Origin of the sequence: Novosphingobium sp. B-7, assembly GCF_000410615.1 — a bacterium.
GTDB classification, from domain to species: Bacteria; Pseudomonadota; Alphaproteobacteria; order Sphingomonadales; family Sphingomonadaceae; genus Novosphingobium; species Novosphingobium capsulatum.
Genome location: NZ_APCQ01000489.1, coordinates 1 through 26,821 on the forward strand (window position 1 = coordinate 1; position 26,821 = coordinate 26,821).

Genomic DNA, 26,821 nt, shown 5'->3' on the forward strand with positions numbered 1-26,821 from the left:
AACAGCCGGTCGCCGGTGTGGCGGCGCGCCCGGCGCGCGGCCATGCGGGCGCCATGCGGGCGCGGCGCTGGGCGGCCAGCGTATCAGCAGAAGAGGAAGTCAGCGTGTCCATGATCGGCTCACTCATAGGCTTCGCGATAGCGCTTCACCACGCGCAGGGCGATGAAGTTGAGCGCCAGGGTGACAAGGAACAGCACCATGCCCAGGGCAAAGGCCGAAAGGGTGGCCGGGTGATCGAAGCTGCCTTCGCCGGTGAGCATGGCAACGATCTGGAACGTCACCGTGGTCATTGACTGGAACGGATTGGCAGTGAGATTGGCCGAGGCGCCGGCCGCCATGACCACGATCATGGTTTCGCCGATTGCGCGGCTGACCGCCAGCATGATGCCGGCGACGATGCCGGGCAGCGCGGCGGGTACCAGCACCTTGCGGATGGTTTCGGCGCGGGTGGCGCCCATCGCCAGGCTGCCATCGCGCAGGGCATCGGGCACCGCGGCGATGGAATCGTCGGCCATCGAGGAGACGAAGGGAATGATCATCACCCCCATGACCAGGCCTGCGGCCACCGCGCTTTCGGTCGAGGCGCTGGAAATGCCGATTCCTTGCGCAAAATCGCGCACGGCCGGCGCCACGGTGAGGGCGGCGAAATAGCCGTAGACCACCGTCGGCACACCCGCGAGGATTTCGAGCAGCGGCTTGATCACCTTGCGCACGGTGGAAGAGGCATATTGCGTGAGGTAGATCGCGCTCATCAGGCCAAGCGGGATGGCCACCAGCATGGCAATGATCGCGCCGATATAGATCGTGCCCCAGAACAGCGGGATGGCGCCAAACTGCTTGCCATCGACCGCGCCGGTGCTCATCGGATCGGGCGCCCAGTGGGTGCCGAACAGGAAATCAATGGGCGAGACCATGCCGAAAAAGCGCACGGTTTCGAACACCAGGCTGATGATGATGCCGGCCGTGGTGAGGATGGCGACGAGCGAAGCGATCAGCAGCAGCGACATGACCGCCCGCTCCACCCGCGTGCGGGCGGTGAAATCAGGCTTGAGGCGCAGGAAGGCAAAGGCCCCGCCAGCCAGCGCGACCAGGATGGTGACGATCAGCCCGATCGATTCATAGCGGGCGAGCGCGACGCGATAGGGCGCGATCAGCCCTTCGGCCTCGGGCATGAACACGCCAAACGCTTTGCCTTCGGCCACGGCGCGGGCCTGCGCCAGCATGGCTTCGCGTTCAAAGCCAAAGCCGGGCAGGGCCGCTGCTGCCGGATCGGCCAGGACATGCGCGGTGATCAGCGCCGGGCTGACCGCATTCCACACCAGGGCAAAGACCAGCGCCGGCACCGCGATCCACAGCGCCACGTACCAGGCATGGAAGCTGGGCAGCGAATGCAGGCGCGCATCCGGCGTCTTGGCGCGAAACGCCCAGGCGCGCGAGCGGGCCGCCAGCCAGCCGACAAGGCCCAGCCCGAAGGCGAGCAGGAGAAGAATGGCTGGCGACATGACTGGGCTTTCCCGTCCTTTCTTACTTGAGCTGCGAACCGTCGAGCGACGGCATCGTGGTCACGGCCTTGGCGCTTTCGGCCAGGACGGCATCGGGCGCAACCACCATGCCGAGCTTGGCGAGCGTGCCATCCTTGCCCCACAGCTTTGACCATTGCGTGACATAGGCCTGCAGACCCGGAATCGCCTTGAGGTGGGCCTTCTTCACATAGATGTAGAGCGGGCGGGCGCCGGGATAGCTGAAGTTGGAAATGGTCTCATAGGTCGGCGTGATGCCGCTCATGGTCAGGCCCTTGATGCGATCGGCGTTGGATTCGACATAGGAGAAGCCGAAGATGCCGATGGCCTTGGGATTGGCCTCGATCTTCTGCACGATCAGGTTGTCGTTCTCGCCGGCATCGACATAGACGCCGTCTTCGCGCACCTGGGTGCAGACGTCGTCATGCTTCTTCTTGTCGCTGTCCTTGAGCGCCTTCATCTCGGGATTGGCGTCGCAGCCCTTGGCCAGGATCAGTTCCTTGAGCGCGTCACGCGTGCCCGAGGTGGACGGCGGGCCATAGACCAGGATCGGATCGGCCGGCAGCGCCGGGTTCACGTCGGCCCAGGTCTTGGCGGTGTTGGGCTTGCCATAGGGGTTCTTGGCGAGCGCCTTGTAGATGTCTTCCGGGGTCAGCGCGAGATTGGCGCCGCCCTTGGCTTCGGCAAAGGCCACGCCATCCAGGCCAACCTGGATTTCGGTGATGTCCTTCACGCCATTGGCGACGCATTCGTCGAATTCCGACTTCTTCATGCGGCGCGAGGCATCGGCGATATCGGGGTGCTGCGGGCCGACACCGGCGCAGAACAGCTTCATGCCGGCGCCCGTGCCGGTCGATTCGATGATCGGCGACTTGATCGAGGGATCGCTCTTGGCGAGCTGCTCGGCGACGGCCTTGGCAAAGGGATAGACGGTGGACGAGCCGACGGCGCGCACCTGGTCGCGGCTGCCGGAATCGGCGCCGCCGCAGCCGGCGAGAGCGAGCGAACCCAAAGCGGCAGTGGACAGAGCAAGTGTGCGAAGCGTGACCATGGCAATACCTTCCATTCCCCGTGGCCAGGAAGTGTCCCGGTGGATGAGCGGCCAATGCGACCAGGGTGTGACAGCTTTATGACAAAAGCTGCGGCATTTGTGACAAAACCATGGTGTCGTTGAAAAACGCCCGTTCAGCCCGGCAAGCCAGTCTGGCTAGGCAGCGGTTGGCGCAGCCTCAGGCGCGGCCAGGGGCAGGCGCACGGTCACGGTCGATCCTTCGCCCAATGTGCTGGCAATGTCGAGCTTGCCGCGATGGCGCTCGACGATATGCTTGACGATCGCCAGGCCCAGGCCGGTGCCGCCCGCCGCGCGGCTGCGGCCCGGATCGGACCGGTAGAACCGCCGGGTCAGATAGGGCAGGTGATCGGGGTGGATGCCTTCGCCCTGGTCGGCCACTTCCAGCACCACGTCGCTGCCGTCGCGGTGGACCCGCACCGCCACCGGGGCCTGCGCATCGCCATATTTGAGCGCATTGTCGATCAGGTTGCGGATCAACTGGTCAAGCTGCTGGCGATCGCCACAGACCACGCCGGTCTCGGTTTCGGGCAGGATGCGTTCGTCACCCACGGTGAAGCCCACTTCGCTGGCGATGGTTTGGGCCATCTGCCCCAGATCGATGCGTTCGCGCGGGAATTCGTGCTTTTCCGCCTCGATGCGCGAAAGCGACATGAGGTCTTCCACCAGCGTCTGCAGGCGCTTGGCTTCGCGCAGCACGGTGGCGTGGAACTTGGCCGAGGTGGCCGGATCGATCCGGGCATCGGGATCGGCCAGGGTTTCGACATAGCCGATGATCGAGGCCAGCGGGGTGCGCAACTCGTGGCTGGCGTTGGCGACGAAATCGGTGTGGGCGCGGCTGATATCGGCCTCGGCCGTGCGGTTGACCAACTCGATCAGCGAAAAGCGGTCGTCGATCGCCACCCGGCTGACCTGCCAGATGCTGCGTGCGCCGGTAAGGCCGCGAACCAGCGCGGTTCCCTCCGGCTTGTCGAGCAGGGTGATCGCCTCGGGATGGCGCAGCGCCACGCGCGCGTCCTGCCCGACGATATGCGGGCCCAGCGCCTCACGCGCGGCGGCATTGGCCGAGGCGATGCGCTGGCGATCGAGCATCAGCACCGGCACGCTGAACGGCTCCACCAGGGCGACCATGGCCTGGCGCGAGACGCTGCCTTCCTCGGGCCGGACCTGGACGATCTCCGGCTCGGGGCTGGCGAGCCACAGTGAGGCCAGCCACACCACCAGGACGGCAAAGGCAAGCCACAGGCTGGAGCCGGCAAACGGCATGGCCGCAGCGGCGACCAGGGCAATGCCCACGCTTGTCCAGGGCAGGGCCAGACCTTTCATCGGGGGATGTCACTTTCGCCAGGAAACGCAGATAGCGCACCTGTTAGGCGAGGGCAGGGGGGCGCGGCAAGCCCGCTGCCGGCCTGTCACACTTGCCGCCAAGGCTGTCCACAGGCTTGGCTGAGGGACGCGGCGGCGGCGCTGGACACGCGCGCTTTTGCTTCCGTTTCGGCGGGAGTGGTGACAGTTGGCGCGCGTGCCTGCTATTCATTAGCCATCTAACATGCTGCTTTTCCCTGAAGATGATCTGAAAAGCGGCCATTCTGGTACACGACTTAGTTGCGCGCGATACCGCCAAAGCTGCGGGGAAAGCCGTGGCGGGCAGGCGTGGCGGCGCGTAGATGAGACCAAGGTCGAACATTCCCCTTCATCGTCCGCCGCCATGGCGGGCAACGGGGCGCCGGGTTGCGCTGGCGGCTTGCAAGGCCGGCTCTAAGGCCTGTCGAGGTGTGGGGCGTGCGCACGCGCGGCCTGATCGGCGCCAAGAAGTGGGAGGACGATTGCGTGAAATCCTCGGATCGCAACGGCGCCGACAAGGCCGTTCTGGCCGACCTGATCGGCAAGCTGGAAGGCTCGCTGGCGGTGCTCGATCACCAGGGCGCCTCGCTGGCGGCCGCGCACCTTTCTATGGTGCTGGATCTGATGCGCAAGGAACTGGCTGGCCCGCGCCCGATGGAGGGGATCGCCGGCATTCCCGCCACGATACAATCCTCGCAACTGCATTGAGGGCGTGATTGCGGGCGCGCACAGCCCAGCATAATGCGATGGGTATGCGGCGTGCCGACGATGTGGTGTGGTTCCGCGCCAATTGCGCCGGAATGGTGACCCCTACGGGAATCGAACCCGTGTTTCAGCCGTGAAAGGGCCGCGTCCTGACCGCTAGACGAAGGGGCCTTGCATGCGAAGGCATGGTTGCCGGCGAAACATGGCGCATTGCATGGCATGCCGGCAATCCGCACCTTGAGGCAAGATGCAGATGGTGACCCCTACGGGAATCGAACCCGTGTTTCAGCCGTGAAAGGGCCGCGTCCTAACCGCTAGACGAAGGGGCCGTCCGGCAGCGTGCAATGATGGTGACCCCTACGGGAATCGAACCCGTGTTTCAGCCGTGAAAGGGCCGCGTCCTGACCGCTAGACGAAGGGGCCTCCGGGCTTGCGCCGCTGGGCAGGTCCGCGCCTCTATTAGGCTGGGGCCGGTGCGTCAACCCGCCGATCCAAAAAAATCAGACCCAAAAAATTCAATCGGCAAACGCGGCATCTTCGATATGCAATTCGGCGGCGGGGCGGCTGCCCCAGTCGTCGAGCCGGGCGCGTCCGGCCAGCCATAGCTGGCGGCCCTTGCAGCCGTGCAGCAGGGCCTGGCCCAGATCGGTTTGTGCTGCGCGAAAGGCCATGGCCTTGAACGATCGGCCATCGGCCCCGGCCACGATCGCCCGCACGTGATCGTTGCCGACGATATCGCACTTGACCAGCCGCACCGGGCCCACTGCCACGCGCGGGCCGGGCCAGCCCACGCCATAAGGGCCAGCCCCTTCCAACGTTTCGACCAGGCTGGGGGTCAGGCCGCCGGGGCTGAGCGACAAGTCGAGCGCCAGGCTTTGCGCGGCGCGGGCATTGGCCACGTCGCGACCGAGGCGTTCATCGAGCCATTGCGCCAGCGGCTCCACGCTGTCGGGTGCGATGGTCAGGCCACAGGCCATGGCATGGCCGCCGCCCTTGACCAGCAGCCCGACCTCGCGTGCGGCGATGATCGCTGCGCCCAGATCGACGCCGGGGATGGAGCGGCCCGAACCCCTGCCCATGCCAGCGCCATCAACTTCGGCCTGTTCGCCATCGTCGAGGGCGATGACCAGCGTGGGCTTGCCGGTCTTTTCCTTGATGCGGCCAGCAACGATGCCGATCACGCCGGGATGCCAGCCCAGGCCGGACACTACCACCACGGCGCGGTTGTGCTGCGCTTCCACTTGGGCTTCGGCCGCTTCCTGCACGGCCTGTTCGATCGCGCGGCGCTCGTCGTTGAGAGCCGAGAGGCGCGTGGCGATGTCCTTGGCCTCGTCAGGGTCTTGTGTCGTCAGCAGCCGCACGCCGAGCGAGGAATCGCCGATGCGCCCGGCGGCATTGATGCGTGGCCCCAGGGCAAAGCCCATGTCGCTGGCAGTTGGCGCACGGGTGATGCGGCTGGCATCGATCAGCGCGGAAAGCCCGATATTGGCGCGCTTGGCCATGACTTTCAGCCCCTGCGCCACCAGCGCGCGGTTCAGGCCCTTGAGCTGCGCCACGTCGGCCACAGTGCCCAGCGCAACCAGATCGAGCAGGCCCATGAGATCGGGCGCCGGGCGGCTTTCGAACCATCCCCGCGCGCGCAGGACACGCACTGTCGCCACGGCAAGCAGGAAGGCCACGCCCACGGCGGCAAGATGACCATGCGCGGCGGCCTCGTCATCCTCGTCCAGGCGATTGGGGTTGACCAGGGCCACGGCAGGGGGAAGGTCGGGCGCGCACTTGTGGTGATCCACCACGATCACGTCGATGCCGGCGGCTGCGGCCTGGCCCAGCGCCTCGTGCGCCATGGCGCCGCAATCCACGGTGACGATCAACTGGCTGCCTTCGCGGCCCAGCCGCACCAAGGCCTCGCCCGAGGGGCCATAGCCTTCGAGCAGGCGATCGGGAATATAGGCCTGGCCTTCCACGCCGAGCGCGCGCAGCAGGCGCAGCAGCAGTGCGGCGCTGGTGGCGCCATCCACGTCGTAATCGCCATAGACGGTGATCCGCTCGCCACGCACCACGCCTTCGGCCAGGCGGCGCGCGGCCACCTCCATGTCGCGGAAAATGGCCGGATCTGGCAGGAAATCGCGCAAGGTGGGGCGGCGGTGCCGCTCAAGATCATCGTGCGGCACCCCACGCGAGAGCAGCAACTGGTCTACCAGATCATTGCTGAGGCCATCGTCGCCACCGCCGGCGCGGCCGAAACGGCCGGAAAGGTCCATGTTGCCGCCGCGCCAACGCCAGGCGAGGCCGGAAAGGGAATGGGTAATCGCAGTGACCGGGATCATTGTTGCGCGGTAGCCGATTGCCGCCCCATGGGCAAACCGCACGGGTAGATACATCGCCAGGAAACCGATTTGGCAAAGCTGCGTTCATATCCGATTTGACACCAATGGATCGGCGCTTGTGCCGGGGATGACAAACGCTGCGGGGGCGGCGGTGGTGAAAAGGACAGGGGGCATGCTGGCAATCATCTGGCACAGCCGCACCGGCGCGGCACAGGCCATGGCACAGGCCGCTGCGCAAGGCGCGGCACAGGCCGGCGCGCCGGCGCAGCTGTTGCCGGCCGAGCAGGTTAACCCCGCGCAATGCATTGCAGCGCAAGGTTTCCTGTTCGTCTGCCCGGAAAACCTTGGCAGCATGAGCGGAGAGATGAAGGCGTTCTTCGATCGCTGCTATTACCCCCTGCTGGAGCAGATCGAAGGGCGCGCCTATGCCACGGCCATCGCAGCAGGAACGGCGGGGGGGGGAGCACAGGCGCAGATCGACCGGATCGTGACCGGTTGGCGTTTGCGCCGCGTTGCGCCGCCCTGCATCATTCTAACGGGTGCGGATCGGCCCGATTCGATCTTGGCGCCCAAGGCCCTGCCGCATACTGCATTGCAAAAATGTCGCGAACTGGGGCAGTTGCTAGCGTCGGGTTTGGAAATGGGCGCTTTTTGAGCATGTCGCGCCGGGGTGTTGACGAAATTTCGACGGTATCGGGTGCAGGCCCTGTAGATCGCCGCAATGGATTGCGGCGCAAGGGTTTGTCCAACGACAGGAGCGTAAGCGGTGGCTGATGGTCAGGAAAGTGCGGGGGGGCGCGCGGTGGCGACGCTGTTGTTCGCCCCTGGCACGCGCCCTGATGCCGATGCCCTGGCCGGGTTGGCCCAGGCCGAGCACGCCTTTGCCGTGAGCCATCGCCCGGGCGGTGCGGCCCGTTGGGTGGAACTGCTGCGCGATGGTTTGACGTTCGATCTGACTGGTTTGGCGCCAAAAGAGGGGATGGCAACAGCGCTTGCGAACCTGCGTGTGGGCCTGCCTGCGGATTTTGACGCGAGCACCTATGAAGCGCTGCTGCTGGCGCCGGGGCCGCACTTGGCCGGGGCGGAAAGCCTCTTGCCGGTGGTGCAGGTGGCGGCCAGCCTGTTGCTGGCGCTGGCGACTTTGCCGGGCTTGGCGGCGATCGGCTGGTTGCCGGCGGGCAACCTTGTTTCGCCGCGCTGGTTCGTCGACGCCGTGCGCCCGTGGCTGAATGGCGGGCCGTTTCCGGCCATGGCCCTGGCCGGCCTGAAGCGCGGAGATGATCGCGTGACCAGCATCGGCCTGGACTTTTTCATCGGGCAAGAGTTCGAATTGCACACCGGGGGTGAGCGACCGGGAGAGTTGCATGCCCGTGCGGCGGTGCGCTTGGCGGATTGGTTGATTGCCCATGGCCGCGTGGACCAGGCCCAGGCGGTTGAACTGCCGGGTGTGGGCACGCTCTGGTTAGAACCGGACGAAGGCTGTATCATTTCGGGACGATGGGCCTAGCGAAATGTGTTCCTGATTCGTCTCGCAAATGGCGGTTCGCCGCGCGCCGGGCGATTCCGTTTCATTGCGTCAACGTCGTCGGCTCTCCGGGATATCAGGCGCATATGCAGCGGCACCATATCCTGCCCTGCCAGGTTCTGACGCGCGCCGGTTTGAATGTCATGCTGGGCCGATTGGGCGAAGCCGAGGTGGGCTTTCACGATTTCCGCCGCAATGGTCTGCTGCTGCCGGCAACCGAGGCGGCCGCGCAACGCGTGCTGATGCCGCTGCATCGCGGCCCGCATCGGCAATACAACCAACTGGTGCTGGAACGGATCGGCCAGATCGAGGCCGGCTGGCAGCGGCGGCGCGGCGCCAACGACATGGCCGCCGATCGCGAAGCGCTGATGCGCCTCGACCTGTTGCAACGTGCCTTGCGCCGCCGCCTGCTCGATCCACGGCGCTGGGGCGGGATGCCGCTCAACCGCCGCGATCCGGCGGTGGATTTCAGCCATCTCGATGCGATGGCCGAGATGCTTTGGGCCGATACCGAGGCCTGATCGCAAAAAGGCCCCGGAGCGGATGCTCCAGGGCCCTTGCATGATGCGTGTGATGGTGGTGGCGATCAGCGGCCGGCGTTGGCTGCCGAAAGGATGGCGCGCACGCTGGCGGTGGCAACGTCTTCGTCGATGCCCACGCCCCATACCACGCGGCCATCGGCCAGCACGCATTCGACATAGGCGGCAGCGCGCGCATTGGTGCCGCTGCCCATGGCATGTTCGGAATAGTCGCGCACTTCCAGGCGAACGCCGAACCCTTCGGCCAGGGTGGCAACGACCGACGAGATCAGGCCATTGCCGCGCCCGCTGACCGACTGCACCTGGCCATCGATCTCGATCTTGCCGGCAAACACGCGGGTGCCGTCGGTGCCGCGCTGCTCGTCATAATCGACAAGCTGGAAATGTTGCGGGGCATCCAGGCGATAGACCTTGCGGAACACGCCCCAGATATCGCCGGCCTGCAGTTCGCGGCCCAGTTCGTCGGCCAGTTCCTGCACGTGGCGCGAGAAGTGCGCCTGCATCTTCTTGGGCAGCTTGAGGCCCTGGTCCTGTTCCAGCACCCAGGCAAAACCGCCCTTGCCGCTTTGCGAATTGACGCGGATCACCGCCTCATAGCTGCGGCCCAGATCGGCCGGGTCGATCGGCAGATAGGGGACGGCCCAGAGTTCGTCGTTGCGCTTTTCCTGCGCGGCGAAGCCCTTCTTGATGGCGTCCTGGTGGCTGCCGGAAAAGGCGGTGAAGACCAGTTCGCCGCCATAGGGATGGCGCGGATGCACGGGCAGCTGGTTGCAGTATTCCACGGTCTGGATCACTTCATCGATGTTCGAGAAGTCCAGTTCCGGGTCTACCCCTTGCGTGTAGAGGTTGAGGCCCACGGTCACCAGGCAGCAGTTGCCGGTGCGCTCACCATTGCCGAACAGGCAGCCTTCGACGCGATCGGCCCCGGCCATCAGGCCCAGTTCCGCCGCGGCCACGCCAGTGCCACGGTCGTTGTGGGTGTGCAGGCTGATCACGGCGCGATCGCGGCCGGGCAGGTTGCGGCAGAAATACTCGATCTGGTCGGCATAGATATTGGCAGTGGAGGCTTCCACCGTGGCCGGCAGGTTGAGGATGATGGGCTTTTCCACCGTGGGCTGCAGCACGTCCATCACCGCTTCACAGCAGGCGATGCTGAAATCGAGTTCGGCGGTGGAGAAGGTTTCCGGGCTATATTCGAAACGCCAGTCGGTCTGCGGGAAGCGGGCGGCCTGATCGCGCAGGAACGTCGCCCCACGGCGGGCGATTTCCTTGATTTCGCTCTGTTCCATGCCGAACACCACCGTGCGCCATAGCGGCGATACCGCGTTGTAGACGTGGACGATGGCCTGCTTGGCGCCGGCCAGGCTTTCGAACGAGGTCTTGATCAGGTCTTCGCGCGATTGCGTCAGCACCTGCACGACGACGTCTTCGGGGATACGGCCTTCGTCCACCAGGGCGCGGATGAAATCATATTCGGTGGCACCCGCGCTGGGGAAGCCGACTTCGATTTCTTTCAGGCCAACCTTGCACAGCAGATCGAAGAAGCGCGCCTTCTTGTCGGCGTCCATCGGATCGATCAGCGACTGGTTGCCATCGCGCATGTCGGTCGAGAGCCAGCGCGGGGCCTTGGTGATGGTGCGCGAGGGCCACTGGCGATCGGGCAGATCCACCTGCGGAAACGGACGATACTTGATGCCGGGATTCTTCAGCATGGCCATGATGGCTGAACCTTAAAATGAAAATGATGCGTCTGGTGCGAGGGGATGACCCTTGGGCGCCGTGTGCGCCGCAAAACCGACGCGTCAGCTCACGCCCAAGGGCGTGTAAGTCGCAGGGTAAGGTTCAGCGCGGCGATCATCGGCCATGCCTATGGTGCCTTGCGCCAGCTTTGTCCAGATCAAATGCCGGGCGCAACAAACCCCGCAGCGGCATGTCGTTGCGGGGTTGCTGGTCAGTCAGGCAGAGGTTAGGCGGTCTTTTCGAACGCGATGGTGATGTTGAGTTTCACCTCGTCAGACACCAGCGGCAATGCGCCATTCACGCCAAAGTCTGAACGCTTGAGCGTGGTGGTCCCTTCAAAACCGACCGTTTCCTTGCCCCAGCCTTTGCCGGCGCCGATGAACCTGGCGGCGATGGAAACCGGCTTGGTCACGCCATTGAGCGTGAGATTGCCGGCGATGGTGGCGCTGGTGCCATCGGCGCCGGGCGTCACGCTGGTGGATGTGAAGGTGGCATCGGCCGGATTGGGGCCAAAGAAATCGGGCTTCTTGCCCGCGGTGCCGGGGCGCAGCAGGTGCGCGTTGAGGCCGGCATTGGCGGTGAGCACCTTGCTGACGGGGATAGTCGCGGTCACCTTGGCAGCGGAAAGATTGGCTGGATCGAGCGTGAGCTTGGCCGAAACATCACCAAACAGCCCGAAATAATCGTTGAAGCCGAGGTGGTTGACACTCCAGGCCACGAGCGAATGATTGGGATCGGCGGCATAGTTGCCGGCCGTGACGCGGGCCTTGTCCGGCTGGCCGGGAACGGCAGGGGCTTGGGCAATCATCGGCGTGGCGGCCAGGGCCAGGGCCAGTGGGGCGGCCAGCGTGAACGCGGTACGAACGGTGATCATGTGATGTCTCCCTTGGGCGCGGCCGTTGCGCAGCCAGGCACGCCGTCGCCCAGAGGGAAAGGTGCCAAACGCATGGGCGAGTGGCAAGCGAGCAAAGCGGCTATGGTCCCTGTTGCAGGGGCGGGCGATCAGCCGCAGCGGGTGGCGGCGATCTGGCCGTGTTCGTCGACGATGACGTTGAGCCGGCCGGGCTGGTAATCCATCGTCACGGCATCGCCGGGATGGACCCAGCGGATGTGGCGATGGCCCACGGCCGCGATCACGGCGGCATGGGCTTCTTCGGATTCCGGCATGTTCATAAGCTTGGCCATGCGGCCTTCGCCGCAATTGATCGCGGGCAGGGTATCGGGATCGACCGCTGCATCGCTGCTGTCGGAGGCATCTGCCACTGGGCCTGTAGTGGCGGGAGGCGCCACCGGCACTCCGGCGCCATCGGGCGTCGGCGTGGGCTTTGGCACCGGGGCCTGGCACGCCCCGAGCAGGCATAGCGCGGCACAGGCCGAGGCAAGATGGGGCAGCGAAGGCATCGGCGACTCGATCAGTTTCTGGTGGTGGGCAGGACTGGAAAGCGATGGGCGAACCAATAGGTCCAAAATGGCTATGAATGCATTTTTACGATTTTGCCATGCAGTTCGTCGAGCCGGTGGACCGCTCGGTAGAGCGAGGGGGCGCACGAAAAAGGGCCAGCCCGCCAAACGGGCCGGCCCCTTTGCCGGAAGGCCGCGCCACCGCACTTGCCAAGGCAAGGCGCGGTGGCGCAGGTCTTTGCGCGATCAGTTCTTGGACTGGTCGACCAGCTTGTTGGCGCCGATCCAGGGCATCATCGCGCGCAGCTGGGCGCCGGTCTTTTCGATCGGGTGCGCGGCAGCGGCCTTGCGGGCAGCCTTGAGTTCGGGCTGGCCAGCGCGGTTGTCGAGCACGAAGTTCTTGACGAAGCGGCCCGACTGGATGTCGGCCAGAACGCGCTTCATTTCCGCCTTGGTTTCGGCGGTGATGATACGCGGACCGGTGACGATGTCACCATATTCGGCAGTGTTCGAGATCGAGTAGCGCATGTTGGCGATGCCGCCTTCATAGAGCAGGTCGACGATCAGCTTGGTTTCGTGGAGGCATTCGAAATAGGCCATTTCCGGGGCATAGCCGGCTTCGACCAGCGTTTCGAAACCGGCCTGGATCAGGTGGGTCACGCCGCCGCACAGCACGGCCTGTTCGCCGAAGAGGTCGGTTTCGCACTCTTCCTTGAAGTTGGTTTCGATGATGCCCGAACGGCCGCCGCCCACGCCCGAGGCATAGGCCAGGGCGATGTCGTGGGCATTGCCGGTGGCGTTCTGGTGGATGGCCACCAGGCACGGCACGCCGCCGCCCTTGACGTATTCACCGCGCACGGTGTGGCCCGGGCCTTTGGGCGCAACCATGATCACGTCCACGTCGGCGCGCGGTTCGATCAGGCCGAAGTGCACGTTGAGGCCGTGGGCAAAGGCCAGCGCCGCGCCGGGGCGCAGGTTGGCGTGGATGTCGTCGGCATAGATGGCAGCCTGGTGCTCGTCGGGCGCCAGGATCATCAGGATGTCGGCCCAGGCGGCGGCTTCGGCGTTGGGCAGAACCTTGAAGCCGGCGGCTTCGGCCTTGGCGGCGCTGGCCGAACCGGGACGCAGGGCAATGGCCACTTCCTTGATGCCCGAATCGCGCAGGTTCTGCGCGTGGGCATGGCCCTGGCTGCCATAGCCCAGGATGGCGATCTTCTTGCCGGTGATCAGATTGAGATCGCAATCGGCGTCGTAGTAAACCTTCATGGTACTCGTCCTTGGTTGGTCGTCCTGCCGCAACGGGCATCCCTCAGGCCGAATTAGCGCAGTGGTGGACGCAGGGTTTGTGCAAACAGCGATGGAAAAAGGGTCAGGCGGCCTCGGCGCCGCGGATCATGCCGACGATGCCGGTGCGGCCCACTTCGACAAGGCCCAGTTCCTTCATCAGGCTGACGAAGGTATCGATCTTGTCGGGCGCGCCGGTCAGTTCGAAAATGAAGCTGGAGGTGGTGGTGTCGACCACGTTGGCGCGGAACACTTCGGCCAAGCGCAGGGCCTCCACGCGGTTTTCGCCCTTGCCGGCCACCTTGATCAGCGCCAGTTCCCGCGCGACATAGGGGCCAACCTCGGTCAGGTCGGTCACCTTGTGCACCGGCACCAGGCGTTCGAGCTGGGCATGGATCTGGTCGATCACCGCCGGCGGCCCGTGGGTCACGATAGTGATGCGGCTGACGTCGTGCTCGTCGGTGATGTCGGCCACCGTCAGGCTGTCGATATTGTAGCCGCGCGCGGTGAACAGCCCGGCGATCTTGGCCAGGATGCCCGCCTCGTTGTCGACCGTGATGGTCAGGACGTGGCGCTCCTGCGCCTCTGCTTTGATTTTCATCATCGGATCAATCTTCAAATCGGGCTTCAAACCAGGGCCTTGGCTTCATCATCCATCGTGCCGGCCACTTCGTCGCCGTAGAGGATCATGTCGGTATGCGCTGCGCCCGAGGGGATCATCGGGAAGCAGTTGGCTTCCTTGGTGACGCGGCAATCGACGATCACCGGGCCGGGATGATCGATCATCGCGCGGATGCCGTCGTCCAGCTGATCGAGCGTGTCGATCTGGATGCCCTTCCAGCCATAGGCCTCTGCTAGCTTCACGAAATCGGGAAGGGCATCGGAATAGGAGCTGGAATAGCGACTTTCATAGGTCAATTCCTGCCACTGGCGGACCATCCCCATCCATTCGTTGTTGAGGATGAAGACCTTGACCGGCAGGCGGAACTGCGTGGCAGTGCCCAGCTCCTGGATGTTCATCTGGATCGAGGCATCGCCGGCAATATCGATCACCAGTGCATCGGGGCAGCCCACCTGCGCGCCGATCGCTGCCGGCAGGCCATAGCCCATGGTGCCCAGGCCCCCCGAGGTCAGCCACTTGTTGGGCCGATCGAAGTGGAAGTGCTGCGCTGCCCACATCTGGTGCTGGCCCACTTCGGTGCTGATGATCGGCTCGCGGTCCTTGGTCAGTTCATAGAGCCGCTCGATCGCCAGCTGGGGCATGATCTCGCCATTGGTGCGCTTGGGATAGGCCAGGCTGTTGCGCGCGCGCCAGCCGTTGATGCGCGCATGCCACTCGGTCAGATCCTGCGCCTGGTGCCCGGCATCTAGCCAGCCGGTGATGATCTGGTGCAGCACGCGGCCGCAATCGCCCACCAGCGGCAGGTCGACGCGGACGGTCTTGTTGATCGAGGCACGATCGATATCGATGTGGATCTTGCGGCTATCGGGCGAAAATGCGTCGAGCCGGCCGGTGACGCGGTCATCGAAGCGCGCGCCGATGCACACGACCAGATCGGCGCGGTTCATCGCCATGTTCGCTTCGTAGGTGCCGTGCATGCCGAGCATGCCCAGCCAATCCTTGTGCGCCGCAGGGAACGCGCCCAGGCCCATCAGCGTGGAGGTGACCGGCGCGCCGGTGAGCGTCTGCAGTTCCTGCAGCAGGCGTGCGGCTTCCGGGCCGGAGTTGATCACCCCGCCGCCGGTATAGAACACTGGCGCCTTGGCCGTCGCGAGCATGGCCACGGCCTGCGCAATCGCGTCGCTGGGCGCTTCCACCTGTGGGGCATAGCGATTGCGCATCTGCGTCGCCTGGCCGGTCCAGCGGGTGGAGGCAATCTGCACGTCCTTGGGAATGTCGACCACGACCGGGCCGGGGCGGCCTTCGGTGGCGATGCGGAACGCCTCGTCGATGATCGTGGCCAGCTCTGCCGGGTCTTTGACCAGGTAGTTGTGCTTGGTGCAGTGGCGTGTGATGCCGACGGTATCGGCTTCCTGGAACGCGTCGGACCCGATCAGCGCCGTGGGCACCTGGCCGGTGATGACGACCATCGGGATCGAATCGAGAAACGCGTCGGCAATGCCGGTGACGGCATTGGTCGCGCCAGGGCCCGAGGTGACCAGCACGACACCGGGCTTGCCCGTGGCGCGGGCATAGCCTTCGGCGGCGTGGGCCGCGCCGGCTTCGTGACGGACGAGGATGTGGCGGATGCGTTCATCGCCGAACAGCGCATCATAGATCGGAAGTACCGCGCCGCCGGGATAGCCGAACACAAATTCGACGCCCTTGGCGACCAGGCTTTCGACCAGGATTTCAGCGCCGCTGCGCTCGCTTTTCACGACCTTGTTCCCTTGCTTGCCGGGCCGCGCGAACGGCCCATAATCCTAAAAAATTGCGGCCCGGCTGCAGTTGCCTGCGCCGGGCCGTCTCTCCCTACTCGGGCACTTGGCAAGAGCCAAGCAATTGACGGCTTGGTAATTGACACAAACATTCGTGTCAACCCGCTAGTTTTGAAATAAAGATGCTATCCGGGTTCTGTCAAGGCAATTTTCGTGCGTGTCGCGTGGCCAATCGCCGGGAAACTGGTGCTTGGCCCAGGTGAACTGCCGCTTGGCATAGCGCCGCGTGGCCTGGCTGCCCGCAGCAATGGCGGATTCGGCGCTGATTTCACCGCGCAGGTAGGCCGCGATCTCGGGCACGCCGATGGCGCGCATCACCGGCAGATCGGGATCGAGCTGGCGCGCCAGCAGCGCGGCAACTTCGGCCTGGGCGCCCTGTTCCCACATGGCGGCAAAGCGTTGGTCGCAGCGGGCATAGAGCCACGCGCGATCGGGCAGCAGCACCAGCGGGCGCAGCGCCACGCTGTCGGCAATGCCACCCTCGCGCCGGGCCTGCCAGTAGGCCAGCGGCTGGCCGGTGGAGCGCACCACTTCCAGCGCGCGCGCCACGCGGATGCTGTCGCCAGGATTGAGCGCCGCGGCGCGCGGCGGATCTTCGCGGGAAAGAGCGGCATAGGCTTCACTCACCGGCAGGGCGCGAACCGCCGCTCGGATGGCGGGATCAATGGCGGGAATAGGGGCAATCCCATCAAGCAGCGTGCGGATATAGAGGCCGGTGCCGCCCACTAGGATCGGCAGCGCGCCGGCAGCATGCGCGGCTGCGATTTCTGCCGTGGCGGCTTGCGCCCAATCGGCGGCGGAACAGGCTTGGGCGCCGTCCCACGCGCCGAACAGGCGGTGCGGCACGCCCTGCATTTCCGCTGGTGAAGGGCGGGCGCTGAGGATGGCGAGATCGGCGTAGACCTGTGCGCTATCGGCATTGATCACCACGGCGGCGCGGCCAGCGGCCTGCTCGGCCAGGGCCAGCCGCACGGCAAGATCGCTCTTGCCGCTGGCGGTTGGCCCTGCAATGAGCGCGAGCCGAGGCCGGTTGTCGGTGGCGTGATTGTCCTGGCCGGAACAGGAAAGGGAAGTTTCAGTGCTCATTGCCCGTCTGATAGCAGACCCGACGACGCTTGGTGACAATCTTGCACGGGCGGTGGAGCAGATCACGGCCGCAGGCGGCGAAGTGGCCGGCGCCGGCATGCTCGATTTCTGCGAATCGGTCCTGGAAATCGAAGTGGCGACGGGCGATGCCGCCGCGGTGCGCGGCATTCTCGACACCTGCTTTCCGGCCAGCGATTTCCTGCTGTCGGATCGCGTGATCGAAACGCCGCGCCTGTTCGTGTCCGACATGGATTCGACCATGATCAGTGCCGAATGCATCGATGAACTCGCCGATTTCGCGGGCTTGAAAGAGCGCATCGCCGCCATCACCGAACGCGCCATGCAGGGCGAACTGGATTTCGAATCCGCCCTGCGCGAGCGTGTCGGACTGCTCAAGGACTTGCCGGAAACCGCCATCACGCAGTGCCTCGACGAACGCATCCGCCCGATGCCCGGTGCACGCACGCTTGTTTCCACGCTCAAATCGCGCGGCTGCCACACCGTACTGGTCACTGGCGGCTTCCATTCGTTTGCCGATCCGGTGGCAGCGCAACTCGGCTTTGACCGCGTAGTAGGCAACCGCCTGGAGATCGCCGACGGGCGCCTTACCGGCGCGCTGGTTGGCGGGATCGTCGATAGCGGGGTGAAGAAGACCGTGCTGCTCGAGGAGATGGACCGGCTCGGCCCGGCGACTGCCAGCCTTGCAACCGGCGATGGCGCTAACGATATTCCGATGATCGCGGCCGCCACCCACGGCATTGCCTATTATGCCAAGCCCAAGGCGCGGCAGGCCGCAGATGGCTGGATCGACCGGGGTGACCTGACATCGATCCTGCAGCTGTTTGGCATCGCGCGCGAGGATTGGGTGATCGACTGATGGAGCAACGGGCGGGGGACTTTGCGGCGCTGCCGCTGTTTGACCCGGCGCGGGAAAAGCCGCGCCTGCGCCCGCTGGTTGCCTATCGCCATTTCCGCCGACTGATGCACAATACCGAAAACACGGCAGAGGTGTTCGGCATCTTTGCCGCCTTGCCCTGGCGTGGCGGGGGCAGGGCAGGCTCTGCGTTTCTCGCCACGCGGAAAGGCCATGCGCTGGCGCTGGCCGAGCCGTGGCTGCCGGCGGTGCTCGACGATCACGCGGCGCTGCGGCGGATGCCGGCTGGCTCGCTGGCCCAGGCCTATTGCGATTTCATGGAGGCCGAGGGCCTGACCGCGCAAGGGCTGGTGGAAGAAGCCGAGCGCTTCCTGGCTGATCGCCCGCGTTATAACGACCGCTTCCAGTGGTACATGAACCGCCTGCGCGATGTGCACGATCTGCTGCATGTGCTGACCGGCTATGGCCGCGATGCCTTGGGCGAGGCGTGCGTGCTGGCCTTCACCTTTCCGCAGCAACCGGCGCCCGGGCACCTGTTCATCGCCTGGATGGCGGCGCTGCAGATGAAGCTGCGCCTCAACAGTCGGGCGCCGGTGCTGGGCGCGGTGCGCGAGGCATGGCGGCGGGGCAAATCCTGTCCGCGCCTGATGGAGCAATCGATCGTCGCGCTCTTGCCGCTGTCGCTGGAAGAAGCGCGGCGACGCCTGGGGATCGTGCCCGGCGTGGTTTATGAGCAGGCCCATGCCGTGTGGCAGGCCGAAGGCATCGATCCGCGCGACCTGCTCAAGCACGCGCGTTAAACGGCTAAACGCCCCTCCCGCAGGCGGGAGAGGTTGGAGAGGGGATGTTAAGCCAACATGCCCCCTCCGACAGCCCTGCGGGCTGCCACCTCCCCCACGGTGTGGGGGAGGATCTGGTCCTCCCTGTCGCACAGCAACGGGGATGGGGACCGCCCGCGCAGCGGGTGGTGGAGGTGCGGCTTAGCCTTCCATCCAGTCGCGGAAGAAGGCTTCGTTCGCTTCGCGCAAGGCGGCAAGCGGCACGCCGGCCACGGCCTGGCCGCCGGTGGTGCCAAGCTTGGTGGCGCCGTCAAGCACCACGCCAGCCGGCGTGGTGACGACATAGCGCGACTGGTCTTCGCCAAAGGCCTGCGCGGTGGTGAGCGGCGCATCAAGCGTCACGCCGATATTGCCGGCCAGCGCCATTTCGGTCAGCGCCACGAGCAGGCCGCCATCGGCCACGTCGTGCACTGCCGTAACCTTGCCGTCGGCAATCCATTCGCGCACCAGTTCGCCGTTGCGGCGTTCCAGCGCGAGGTCGACCGCGGGAGCCTGGCCTTCTTCGCGGCCGAGGATTTCGCGCAGGTAGAGCGACTGGCCCAGGTGGGTGCCTTCGGGCCCGAGCAGCCACACGGTTTCACCGGCGGCCTTGAAGGCAACCGTGGCCATGCGCGTGTGATCGAGCATCAGGCCAACGCCGCCGATGGCCGGCGTGGGCAGGATGGCCGAGCCGCCGCCGGTCGCCTTGGATTCGTTGTAGAGCGAAACGTTGCCCGAGACGATCGGGTAATCGAGCGCGCGGCACGCATCGCCCATGCCTTCCAGGCAGCCCACGATCTGGCCCATGATTTCCGGGCGCTGCGGGTTGGCAAAGTTGAGGCAGTTGGTGATGGCGAGCGGCGTGGCGCCAACCGCGCAGATGTTGCGGAACGTCTCGGCCACGGCCTGCTTGCCGCCTTCATAGGGATCGGCAAAGCAATAGCGCGGGGTGCAGTCGGTGCTGATCGCCAGCGCCTTGTCGGTGCCGTGCACGCGCACCACGGCGGCATCGCCACCGCTCTTCTGCAGCGTATCGGCGCCGACCTGGCTGTCGTATTGCTCGAAAATCCAGCGGCGGTTGGCAAGGTCGGGGCTGCCGATCAGTGTGACCAGGTCGGCGCCGATATCAGCGCTTTCGGGCAGGGCTTCGATCGCGGCCGGCTTGGGCGTGGGCACGTGCGGGCGATCGTAGAGCGGCGCGTCGTCGGCCAGCGGATCGAGCGGAATGTCGCACACGACTTCGCCGTTCCATTCCAGCACCATGTGGCCGGTGTCGGTCACTTCGCCGATCACGGCAAAGTCCAGCTCCCACTTGCGGAAGATCGCCTCGGCCATCGGCTCCTTGCCGGGCTTCAGCACCATGAGCATGCGCTCCTGGCTTTCCGACAGCATCATTTCATAGGGCGTCATGCCCTCTTCGCGGCAAGGCACCATGTTCATGTTGAGGCGGATGCCCGCGCCGCCCTTGCTGGCCATTTCCACCGACGAGGAGGTGAGGCCGGCCGCGCCCATGTCCTGGATGGCGACGATGGCGTCGGTGGCCATGAGTTCGAGGCAGGCTTCGATCAGCAGCTTTTCGGTGAAGGGATCGCCCACCTGCACGGTCGGGCGCTTTTCATCGCTCTTCTCGTCGAAATCGGCGCTGGCCATGGTGGCGCCGTGGATGCCGTCGCGCCCGGTTTTCGAACCGACATAGACGATCGGATTGCCCAGGCCCGTGGCTGCCGAATAGAAGATCTTGTCGGTATCGGCCACGCCCACGGTCATCGCGTTGACCAGGATGTTGCCGTCATAGGCCTTATGGAAATTGGTTTCGCCGCCAACCGTGGGCACGCCCACGCAGTTGCCATAGCCGCCGATGCCCGCCACCACGCCCTGGACTAGGTGCTTCATCTTGGGGTGATCGGGCCGGCCGAAACGCAGCGCGTTCATGTTGGCCACCGGGCGCGCGCCCATGGTGAACACGTCGCGCAGGATGCCGCCAACGCCGGTGGCCGCGCCCTGATAGGGTTCGATGTAGCTGGGGTGGTTGTGGCTTTCCATCTTGAAGATGGCGGCCTGGCCATCGCCGATGTCGATCACGCCGGCGTTCTCGCCGGGGCCGCAGATCACCCACGGCGCTGTGGTCGGCAGCTTCTTCAAGTGGATGCGGCTCGACTTGTACGAGCAATGCTCTGACCACATGACCGAGAAGATACCCAGCTCGACCAGGTTGGGCTCGCGCCCCAGCGCGCCGAGCACGCGGGCGTATTCTTCTTCCGACAGGCCGTGAGCGGCGACGATTTCAGCGGTGATCTGGGACATGGGAAGCGCCCTTAGCCGCGTGCGCGCGTTTGCGCTAGGGGAAGAACACCCCAAAAGGCCGGTGACAGCCACGCGTTCCCCGCTTGACCGGCCCGGCCGGCGCGGCCATTGCTTGCCGCGATGGCTAGCACACCCGATATCGCCGCGCTCAGCTTCGAGGATGCGCTGAAGGAACTTGAAGTGGTGGTCCGCCGCCTGGAAAGTGGCGAGGCTCCGCTCGACGAATCGATCGACCTCTATGCCCGGGGCGAGGCCCTGCGCACGCATTGCCAGGCCCGGCTCGATGCCGCGCAGGCGCGAATCGAGGCGGTCGTGGCCGATCGCGAAGGGCGGCCGGCAGCAACCCGGCCGTTCGACGGGGCCTGATCGCGATGACCGCGCCCACGGGCAGCCCTGGCCTGCTCAAGCCGGCACTGGCCGCGATCCAGGCCGATATCGACGCCAGCTTCGATGCGCTGCTGCCCCTGCCGGGTGATCCGCGCGATCGGCTGGTGCAAGCGATGCGCTATGCCACCATCGGTGGCGGCAAGCGGCTGCGCCCACTGCTGGTGACGGCCACGGCCGCGATGTATGGCGTCGATCGCCAGGTGGCGGTGCGGGCAGGGACCGCGCTGGAGGCGATCCACGTCTATTCGCTGATCCACGATGACCTGCCGTGCATGGACAACGATGATCTGCGCCATGGCAAACCCACGGTGCACAAGGCGTTCGACGATGGCACGGCCGTGCTGGCAGGCGATGCGCTGCACGATTTCGCGTTTGAGATCCTGTCTGATCCGGCGATGAGCGGCGACCCGTTCGTGCGCGTCGAACTGATCCGCACCCTGGCCGTGAACAGCGGGACCAATGGCATGGCCGGCGGGCAGATGATGGATATCGTGGCCGAAACCGCCACGTTCGATCTGCCCACCGTGACCCGCCTGCAACAGCTCAAGACCGGCGCGCTTCTGGCCGCTGCGGTGGAAATGGGCGCGATCCTGGGGCGGCTGCCGCCCGAAGGCCGCACCCACCTGCGCGGCTATGCCCGCGATATCGGCCTGGCTTTCCAGATCGCCGACGATCTGCTCGACGCCGAGGGTGACGAGGCCGCCGCCGGCAAGGCGCTGCGCAAGGATGCCGTGGCCGGCAAGGAAACCTTCGTCTCGCTGCTCGGTGTCGAGCGCGCGCGCGAGCAGGCGCGCATCCTGGTCGACCAGGCAATCGCCCACCTGGGCAGCCATGGCAGCGAGGCAGACCTGCTGCGCGAACTCGCGCGCTTCATCGTGGAAAGGAATCACTGATGGCGCAGCGCGTTGGCATCTATCCCGGCACGTTTGATCCGATCACGCTGGGCCATCTCGATATTATCCGCCGCGGCGCCAAGCTGGTGGACCAGCTGATCGTGGGCGTGACCACCAATCCATCCAAGAACCCGATGTTCACACCCGAAGAGCGGATGGACATGGTGCGCCGCGAACTGGACGAGCAGGGCATCGACAATGTCAGCGTGGTGGGTTTCAACGCCCTGCTGATGAAGTTTGCTGAAGCGCAGGGCGCCAGCGTGATCGTGCGCGGCCTGCGCGCCGTGGCTGATTTCGAATACGAATACCAGATGGCCGGGATGAACCAGCAGCTCAACGACCGGATCGAGACGGTCTTTCTGATGGCCGATGTCAGCCTGCAGCCGATTGCGTCCAAGCTGGTCAAGGAAATCGCGCTGTTCGGCGGCGACATTTCCGGCTTCGTTACCCCCACCGTGCGCGACGATGTGGTGGCCCGCGTCAACAGCATCGGCCGCCTGGGGGATTACTGAGCGCGCCATGCTGCCGCGCCGATCGCGTGTTTATTGCCGAATCGTTCATTGCAGTGTCAGCGCGCCGGGCCTAATCGGCGTTTCACATATTCCAACAAGGTGGCAGGCTTGATGATCGCCCGTTCGTTTTCCAAGGCCCTGATCTGCGCTGCCCTGGCAGCCTCGGCGGTCGTGTCCGGCCCGGCCATGGCGCAAAGCCGTGGGGAAAAGGCCCCGGCGCAGCCGTTCAAGATCGACAAGGTCGTGCCGCAGCACGAAATTACCTATGCCGTCGATACCGATCCGGCCCACGATCCTGAAAACGTGCTGGTGCTCGACCTGTCGAACGGCGGGCGCGTGCTGATCCGCCTGATGCCGCAATGGGCGCCCCACCATGTGGAGCGCATCAAGACGCTGACGCGCGAAGGGTTCTACAACGGCATCATCTTTCACCGCGTGATCGACGGGTTCATGGCGCAGACCGGTGACCCCACCGGCACGGGGCAGGGCGGATCGAAGCTGCCTGACCTTCAGGCCGAATTCAACGATGCCCCGCACATGCGCGGCACTGTGTCGATGGCGCGCACCAACGAGCCGAACTCGGCCAACAGCCAGTTCTTCATCGTGTTCTATCCGCGCTTTGCGCTCGATCACAAGTACACCAACTTCGGCCGCGTGATCAGCGGGATGGATGCAGTGGATACGATCGTGCGGGGCGAGCCGCCCAGCAACCCGACCAAGATCCTCCAGGCCTCGATCCTGGCTGACAACAAGCCGCGCCCCGCACTGCCGGCGGCCGTGCCAACCGGCGCGATCACGCCCGACATGCTGAGCAAGTCGCGCACCAACTGATCGGGCCTGGGGTCGATTTAGTCTGCTTATCTCCCCTCCTCTTTAGAGGAGGGGCCGGGGGTGGTGCGAAGCCTGGCGCTACGCATCCACCATCCCCCAACCCCCTCCTCTAAAGAGGATGGGGAGCCGGTGGCGTCAGGTGCTTGCCCTGTGCCACGGCTGCGGCTAGCGCGCTCGCCATGCGTGTTGACCTTTTCGATTTCGAACTGCCGCCCGAAAACATCGCCCTGCGCCCGGCCCGTCCGCGCGATGCGGCCAAGCTGCTGCATGTGGCCGGCGGGCAGCCGCTCAGCGACCATGTGGTGCGCGATCTGCCCAGCCTGCTGCGCCGCGGCGATGTGCTGGTGTTCAACGATACCCGCGTCATCCCGGCGCAACTCGAAGGCCGCCGGGGGGAGGCGCGGGTGGGCGCCACGCTGCACAAGCGGCTCGACCTGCGCCGCTGGCAGGCCTTCATCCGCAATGGCAAGCGGCTGCGTGCCGATGACGTGATCGATTTCGGCGCCGGCGTTTCCGCCACGGCCGAGGCGCGCCACGCCGATGGCAGCTGGACGCTGTTCTTCCCCGGGGATGAGCCGGTGGAAGTGCTGCTGGAACGGGCCGGCCGCATGCCGCTGCCACCCTATATCGCCGGCAAGCGCGAAACCGACGCCCAGGATCGCCAGGATTATCAGACGATGTTCGCGCAAAAGGACGGCGCCGTTGCCGCGCCCACGGCCGCGCTGCATTTCACGCCAGAGCTGATGGCGGGGCTGGCCGACGCCGGCATCGCCCATGAAACGCTCACGCTGCATGTGGGGGCGGGCACGTTCCTCCCGGTCAAGGCCGATGACACCGCCGATCACCAGATGCATGCCGAATGGGGCCGGATCGAGCCCGAAACCGCGGCCCGGCTCAACGCCGCACGCGCGGCCGGTGGGCGCATCATCGCGGTGGGCACCACCTCGCTGCGCCTGCTGGAAAGCGCGGCGGATGAGGCGCGCACGATCCATCCGTTCGAAGGGGATACCGCGATCTTCATCACCCCGGGCTATCGCTTCAAGGCGATCGACGGGCTGATGACCAATTTCCACCTGCCCAAGTCCACGCTGTTCATGCTGGTTTCGGCGCTGATGGGACTGGACACGATGCAGGCGGCCTATGCCCATGCCATCGCCACCGGCTATCGCTTTTACAGCTACGGCGACAGCTCACTGTTGATGCCGTAATCACCCGGCAAACCATTGCCACACCAGCCGCCCGGTCAGGGCCAGGCTGACCACGATCAGCAACGGGCGGATCAGCCGGGCGCCAAAGCGGGTGGCAAAGTGGCTGCCGATGATGGCGCCGGTCATCGCGCCGACGCCCATGCACAGGCCAAGCAGCCACAGCACATGGCCGCCCAGGGCAAAGACGATCACGCTGGCCAGGTTGCTGGTCACGTTGAGCAGCTTGGTCAGTCCGGTGGCGCGGGTCAGCCCCATGCCGCGCAGGGCCACCAGGGTGGTGGTGTAGAATTGCCCGGCGCCGGGGCCGAAGAACCCGTCATAGAAGCCCACGCCGCCCGCAACTGGCAGGAACTTGCGCGCGCCGAGGCGATCGTGGCGGTCGCCATCGTCCATGCGCGGAGAAAGCACGGTGTAAAGCGCCACGCCGATCAGCAGCACCGGCACGATCAGCGAGAGCACCTGTGGCTTGAAATGCTGGATCACCAGTGCGCCGATCAGCGCGCCGGCAAACGTGACGGCCACCAGCACGCCATTGCCGGCCAGGGTGAACAGCCCGGCGCGGTGATAGCGCCAGGTGGCCATCGTCGTGCCGCACATCGACTGGATCTTGTTGGTGCCCAGCGTCAGGTGCGGCGGTAGGCCCACCGTGATCAGCGCGGGCATCATGATCAGCCCGCCGCCACCGGCAATGGCATCGACCAGGCCGGTGATCACGGCAATCGCGGTCAGTACCGGATACATCCACGGCGCCGGCGTGAACGCGGGCGTCTGGGCAGCGGCAAGAGCAAGGTGAAACAGCGACATTTGCACGCCTTGGCGTTTGCGCCTAAGGGCCGCAACTGTTCTTTTGCCCCGGATGATTGCCCGCCCCCGATGACCCGCTTTTCGTTCCAGATTCACGCCACCAGTGGCAAGGCCCGCACCGGCACCATCCAGATGAAGCGGGGCGAGATCCGCACGCCGGCGTTCATGCCGGTGGGCACGGCGGCCACGGTCAAGGCAATGAAGGTGGAAGACGTACGCCGCACCGGCGCCGACATCATCCTGGGCAACACCTATCACCTGATGCTGCGCCCCGGCGCCGAACGCATGGCGCGCCTGGGTGGCCTCCACGCGTTCATGGGCTGGGATCGCCCGATCCTCACCGACAGCGGCGGCTATCAGGTGATGAGCTTGTCAGACCTGCGCAAGATCACCGAGGAAGGCGTCACGTTCGCCAGCCACCTTGATGGCTCGCGCCACATGCTCTCGCCCGAACGCTCGATGGAAATCCAGCGCCTGCTGGGCTCCGACATCGTGATGGCATTCGACGAATGCCCGCGTGCCGATCAGCCGCGCGACGTGATCGCCCGCTCGATGGAAATGTCGATGCGCTGGGCCCGCCGCAGCCGCGCCGGTTTCGACAGCGGGGAAGAGCATGCCGCGCGTTCGGCGCTGTTCGGCATCCAGCAAGGCGCGCTTGATGAAGGGCTGCGCCAGGCCAGTGCCGATGCCCTGCGCGATATCGGCTTTGACGGTTATGCCATCGGCGGCCTGGCGGTGGGCGAGGGGCAGGAGGCGATGTTCGCCACGCTCGATTTTGCGCCGTCGCAATTGCCGGCCGATCGCCCGCGCTATCTGATGGGCGTGGGCAAGCCCGATGATCTGGTCGGCGCGGTGGAGCGCGGGGTGGATATGTTCGATTGCGTGCTGCCCACGCGTTCAGGCCGCAACGGGCAGGGCTTTACCTGGAACGGCCCGATCAACATGCGCAATGCCCGCCATGCTGAAGATACCGGCCCGCTGGACCCGCGCTGCACGTGCCCGGTCTGCGCCAAATACAGCCGCGCCTATCTGCATCACCTGCACAAGGCTGGCGAAATGCTGGGCGCCATGCTGCTGACCGAACACAACCTGTCGTTCTACCAGCAGCTGATGGCTGGTATGCGCGCGGCGATCGCCGAAGATCGTTTTACCGCGTTCGCCGCCGATTTCCGCCGGGACTATTTCAACCGAGAGTAAGCCGTCGGGCA

At 65.6% G+C, this 26,821-nt stretch carries 25 protein-coding genes and 3 tRNA genes; 12 read left to right on the forward strand and 16 right to left on the reverse strand.

Translation table 11 applies throughout. The features are described from left to right. Window positions 1–119: 119 nt before the first annotated feature. The 3 genes from pstC to H926_RS25945 form a co-directional block, all read right to left on the reverse strand. A complete protein-coding gene (pstC, locus tag H926_RS0106250) occupies window positions 120–1,502 on the reverse strand; it encodes a phosphate ABC transporter permease subunit PstC (protein ID WP_022675553.1) in 1,383 nt (460 codons plus the stop codon). Between the two features lie 22 nt (window positions 1,503–1,524). Further along, window positions 1,525–2,571 carry a substrate-binding domain-containing protein gene (locus tag H926_RS0106255; RefSeq protein ID WP_028657663.1) on the reverse strand — a complete coding sequence of 349 codons (1,047 nt, stop codon included), beginning with the start codon at window positions 2,569–2,571 and terminating at the stop codon, window positions 1,525–1,527. A 156-nt stretch (window positions 2,572–2,727) separates the two neighbouring features. Further along, window positions 2,728–3,915: a cell wall metabolism sensor histidine kinase WalK gene (locus H926_RS25945; RefSeq protein WP_022675555.1), complete on the reverse strand. Its 1,188-nt coding sequence runs from the start codon at window positions 3,913–3,915 to the stop codon at window positions 2,728–2,730. Window positions 3,916–4,371: 456 nt separating this feature from the next. On the opposite strand from H926_RS25945, the gene H926_RS0106265 reads away from it, so the two are divergent. Beyond that, entirely contained in the window at window positions 4,372–4,641 is a 270-nt protein-coding gene (locus H926_RS0106265; RefSeq protein ID WP_133726748.1) for a hypothetical protein, read from the forward strand. A gap of 93 nt (window positions 4,642–4,734) precedes the next feature. Here H926_RS0106265 and H926_RS0106270 read toward each other — a convergent pair. From H926_RS0106270 to recJ, 4 genes are all read right to left on the reverse strand, one after another. Then, window positions 4,735–4,809: transfer RNA gene (locus H926_RS0106270), tRNA-Glu, on the reverse strand. Between the two features lie 83 nt (window positions 4,810–4,892). Further along, window positions 4,893–4,967, reverse strand: a tRNA-Glu gene (locus tag H926_RS0106275). 19 nt (window positions 4,968–4,986) lie between these two features. Then, a tRNA-Glu gene (locus H926_RS0106280) sits at window positions 4,987–5,061 on the reverse strand. Between the two features lie 92 nt (window positions 5,062–5,153). Then, window positions 5,154–6,968, reverse strand: a complete 1,815-nt coding sequence (recJ, locus tag H926_RS0106285) for a single-stranded-DNA-specific exonuclease RecJ (protein ID WP_022675557.1) — start codon at window positions 6,966–6,968, stop codon at window positions 5,154–5,156. 172 nt (window positions 6,969–7,140) lie between these two features. Between recJ and H926_RS0106290 the strand changes: the two genes are divergently transcribed. The 3 genes from H926_RS0106290 (at window position 7,141) to H926_RS0106300 (ending at window position 9,014) form a co-directional block, all read left to right on the forward strand. After that, on the forward strand, window positions 7,141–7,623 hold the full coding sequence (locus H926_RS0106290; protein WP_022675558.1) for an NAD(P)H-dependent oxidoreductase: 483 nt from the start codon (window positions 7,141–7,143) through the stop codon (window positions 7,621–7,623). Between the two features lie 111 nt (window positions 7,624–7,734). Beyond that, window positions 7,735–8,475, forward strand: a complete 741-nt coding sequence (locus H926_RS25950; RefSeq protein ID WP_022675559.1) for a hypothetical protein — start codon at window positions 7,735–7,737, stop codon at window positions 8,473–8,475. A 53-nt stretch (window positions 8,476–8,528) separates the two neighbouring features. Beyond that, a complete protein-coding gene (locus tag H926_RS0106300) occupies window positions 8,529–9,014 on the forward strand; it encodes an AHH domain-containing protein (RefSeq protein ID WP_255420046.1) in 486 nt (161 codons plus the stop codon). Between the two features lie 65 nt (window positions 9,015–9,079). Here the strand turns inward: H926_RS0106300 and leuA are convergent, their stop codons facing one another. The 7 genes from leuA to miaA all read right to left on the reverse strand — a co-directional run bounded on the left by leuA (window position 9,080) and on the right by miaA (window position 16,982). Further along, window positions 9,080–10,750, reverse strand: a complete 1,671-nt coding sequence (gene leuA, locus H926_RS0106305) for a 2-isopropylmalate synthase (RefSeq protein WP_022675561.1) — start codon at window positions 10,748–10,750, stop codon at window positions 9,080–9,082. A 248-nt stretch (window positions 10,751–10,998) separates the two neighbouring features. Continuing rightward, window positions 10,999–11,646 (reverse strand): YceI family protein, encoded by a 648-nt coding sequence (locus tag H926_RS0106310; protein ID WP_022675562.1) that lies wholly within the window; start codon window positions 11,644–11,646, stop codon window positions 10,999–11,001. 128 nt (window positions 11,647–11,774) lie between these two features. Then, window positions 11,775–12,173, reverse strand: coding sequence for an I78 family peptidase inhibitor (locus H926_RS25955; protein ID WP_022675563.1), 399 nt, complete (start codon window positions 12,171–12,173; stop codon window positions 11,775–11,777). Window positions 12,174–12,419: 246 nt separating this feature from the next. Then, window positions 12,420–13,439 carry a ketol-acid reductoisomerase gene (gene ilvC / locus H926_RS0106320; protein ID WP_022675564.1) on the reverse strand — a complete coding sequence of 340 codons (1,020 nt, stop codon included), beginning with the start codon at window positions 13,437–13,439 and terminating at the stop codon, window positions 12,420–12,422. A gap of 103 nt (window positions 13,440–13,542) precedes the next feature. After that, the gene (gene ilvN, locus H926_RS0106325) at window positions 13,543–14,058 is read right to left on the reverse strand and encodes an acetolactate synthase small subunit (protein ID WP_171792719.1); all 516 of its coding nucleotides are present in this window, start codon (window positions 14,056–14,058) and stop codon (window positions 13,543–13,545) included. A 26-nt stretch (window positions 14,059–14,084) separates the two neighbouring features. Further along, complete coding sequence (ilvB, locus tag H926_RS0106330; protein ID WP_022675566.1) at window positions 14,085–15,836, reverse strand: biosynthetic-type acetolactate synthase large subunit; 1,752 nt, start codon at window positions 15,834–15,836, stop codon at window positions 14,085–14,087. Between the two features lie 165 nt (window positions 15,837–16,001). Beyond that, a complete protein-coding gene (gene miaA / locus H926_RS0106335) occupies window positions 16,002–16,982 on the reverse strand; it encodes a tRNA (adenosine(37)-N6)-dimethylallyltransferase MiaA (protein ID WP_022675567.1) in 981 nt (326 codons plus the stop codon). Here miaA and serB point away from each other — a divergent pair. Both serB and H926_RS0106350 read left to right on the forward strand, forming a co-directional pair. Continuing rightward, the gene (gene serB, locus H926_RS0106345) at window positions 16,975–17,859 is read left to right on the forward strand and encodes a phosphoserine phosphatase SerB (RefSeq protein WP_028657667.1); all 885 of its coding nucleotides are present in this window, start codon (window positions 16,975–16,977) and stop codon (window positions 17,857–17,859) included. The two genes, miaA and serB, sit on opposite strands and share 8 nt — an antisense overlap. Next, the gene (locus tag H926_RS0106350) at window positions 17,859–18,656 is read left to right on the forward strand and encodes a Coq4 family protein (protein WP_022675569.1); all 798 of its coding nucleotides are present in this window, start codon (window positions 17,859–17,861) and stop codon (window positions 18,654–18,656) included. Before serB ends, H926_RS0106350 begins: the two co-directional genes overlap by 1 nt. A gap of 180 nt (window positions 18,657–18,836) precedes the next feature. Here H926_RS0106350 and purL read toward each other — a convergent pair whose 3' ends face one another. Continuing rightward, window positions 18,837–20,978, reverse strand: a complete 2,142-nt coding sequence (purL, locus tag H926_RS0106355; protein WP_022675570.1) for a phosphoribosylformylglycinamidine synthase subunit PurL — start codon at window positions 20,976–20,978, stop codon at window positions 18,837–18,839. A gap of 120 nt (window positions 20,979–21,098) precedes the next feature. Here purL and H926_RS0106360 point away from each other — a divergent pair, with 120 nt between their 5' ends. From H926_RS0106360 to queA, 5 genes are all read left to right on the forward strand, one after another. After that, on the forward strand, window positions 21,099–21,344 hold the full coding sequence (locus tag H926_RS0106360; RefSeq protein WP_028657669.1) for an exodeoxyribonuclease VII small subunit: 246 nt from the start codon (window positions 21,099–21,101) through the stop codon (window positions 21,342–21,344). Between the two features lie 5 nt (window positions 21,345–21,349). Then, a complete protein-coding gene (locus H926_RS0106365; RefSeq protein ID WP_022675572.1) occupies window positions 21,350–22,258 on the forward strand; it encodes a polyprenyl synthetase family protein in 909 nt (302 codons plus the stop codon). After that, a complete protein-coding gene (gene coaD, locus H926_RS0106370; RefSeq protein WP_022675573.1) occupies window positions 22,258–22,770 on the forward strand; it encodes a pantetheine-phosphate adenylyltransferase in 513 nt (170 codons plus the stop codon). Before H926_RS0106365 ends, coaD begins: the two co-directional genes overlap by 1 nt. Window positions 22,771–22,881: 111 nt before the next feature. Beyond that, window positions 22,882–23,601 (forward strand): peptidylprolyl isomerase, encoded by a 720-nt coding sequence (locus H926_RS0106375; protein ID WP_022675574.1) that lies wholly within the window; start codon window positions 22,882–22,884, stop codon window positions 23,599–23,601. A gap of 179 nt (window positions 23,602–23,780) precedes the next feature. Continuing rightward, entirely contained in the window at window positions 23,781–24,809 is a 1,029-nt protein-coding gene (gene queA, locus H926_RS0106380; protein WP_022675575.1) for a tRNA preQ1(34) S-adenosylmethionine ribosyltransferase-isomerase QueA, read from the forward strand. Here queA and H926_RS0106385 read toward each other — a convergent pair whose 3' ends face one another. Continuing rightward, window positions 24,810–25,613 carry a TSUP family transporter gene (locus tag H926_RS0106385; protein ID WP_022675576.1) on the reverse strand — a complete coding sequence of 268 codons (804 nt, stop codon included), beginning with the start codon at window positions 25,611–25,613 and terminating at the stop codon, window positions 24,810–24,812. It lies immediately after the preceding gene. A gap of 69 nt (window positions 25,614–25,682) precedes the next feature. Here H926_RS0106385 and tgt point away from each other — a divergent pair, with 69 nt between their 5' ends. Then, window positions 25,683–26,810 (forward strand): tRNA guanosine(34) transglycosylase Tgt, encoded by a 1,128-nt coding sequence (tgt, locus tag H926_RS0106390; RefSeq protein ID WP_022675577.1) that lies wholly within the window; start codon window positions 25,683–25,685, stop codon window positions 26,808–26,810. Window positions 26,811–26,821 lie beyond the last annotated feature (11 nt).

Bases quoted from the DNA above. Each gene is read 5' to 3' on its own strand.
- coaD (WP_022675573.1), top strand. From the start codon at position 22,258: ATGGCGCAGCGCGTTGGCATCTATCCCGGCACGTTTGATCCGATCACG.
- queA (WP_022675575.1), top strand. From the start codon at position 23,781: ATGCGTGTTGACCTTTTCGATTTCGAACTGCCGCCCGAAAACATCGCC.
- H926_RS0106310 (WP_022675562.1), bottom strand. From the start codon at position 11,646: ATGATCACCGTTCGTACCGCGTTCACGCTGGCCGCCCCACTGGCCCTG.
- purL (WP_022675570.1), bottom strand. From the start codon at position 20,978: ATGTCCCAGATCACCGCTGAAATCGTCGCCGCTCACGGCCTGTCGGAA.
- H926_RS0106385 (WP_022675576.1), bottom strand. From the start codon at position 25,613: ATGTCGCTGTTTCACCTTGCTCTTGCCGCTGCCCAGACGCCCGCGTTC.
- pstC (WP_022675553.1), bottom strand. From the start codon at position 1,502: ATGTCGCCAGCCATTCTTCTCCTGCTCGCCTTCGGGCTGGGCCTTGTC.
- H926_RS0106360 (WP_028657669.1), top strand. From the start codon at position 21,099: ATGGCTAGCACACCCGATATCGCCGCGCTCAGCTTCGAGGATGCGCTG.
- H926_RS0106255 (WP_028657663.1), bottom strand. From the start codon at position 2,571: ATGGTCACGCTTCGCACACTTGCTCTGTCCACTGCCGCTTTGGGTTCG.
- ilvN (WP_171792719.1), bottom strand. From the start codon at position 14,058: ATGAAAATCAAAGCAGAGGCGCAGGAGCGCCACGTCCTGACCATCACG.
- ilvC (WP_022675564.1), bottom strand. From the start codon at position 13,439: ATGAAGGTTTACTACGACGCCGATTGCGATCTCAATCTGATCACCGGC.
- H926_RS25945 (WP_022675555.1), bottom strand. From the start codon at position 3,915: ATGAAAGGTCTGGCCCTGCCCTGGACAAGCGTGGGCATTGCCCTGGTC.
- recJ (WP_022675557.1), bottom strand. From the start codon at position 6,968: ATGATCCCGGTCACTGCGATTACCCATTCCCTTTCCGGCCTCGCCTGG.
- H926_RS0106365 (WP_022675572.1), top strand. From the start codon at position 21,350: ATGACCGCGCCCACGGGCAGCCCTGGCCTGCTCAAGCCGGCACTGGCC.
- H926_RS25955 (WP_022675563.1), bottom strand. From the start codon at position 12,173: ATGCCTTCGCTGCCCCATCTTGCCTCGGCCTGTGCCGCGCTATGCCTG.
- H926_RS0106375 (WP_022675574.1), top strand. From the start codon at position 22,882: ATGATCGCCCGTTCGTTTTCCAAGGCCCTGATCTGCGCTGCCCTGGCA.
- tgt (WP_022675577.1), top strand. From the start codon at position 25,683: ATGACCCGCTTTTCGTTCCAGATTCACGCCACCAGTGGCAAGGCCCGC.
- miaA (WP_022675567.1), bottom strand. From the start codon at position 16,982: ATGAGCACTGAAACTTCCCTTTCCTGTTCCGGCCAGGACAATCACGCC.
- H926_RS0106350 (WP_022675569.1), top strand. From the start codon at position 17,859: ATGGAGCAACGGGCGGGGGACTTTGCGGCGCTGCCGCTGTTTGACCCG.
- H926_RS0106290 (WP_022675558.1), top strand. From the start codon at position 7,141: ATGCTGGCAATCATCTGGCACAGCCGCACCGGCGCGGCACAGGCCATG.
- leuA (WP_022675561.1), bottom strand. From the start codon at position 10,750: ATGGCCATGCTGAAGAATCCCGGCATCAAGTATCGTCCGTTTCCGCAG.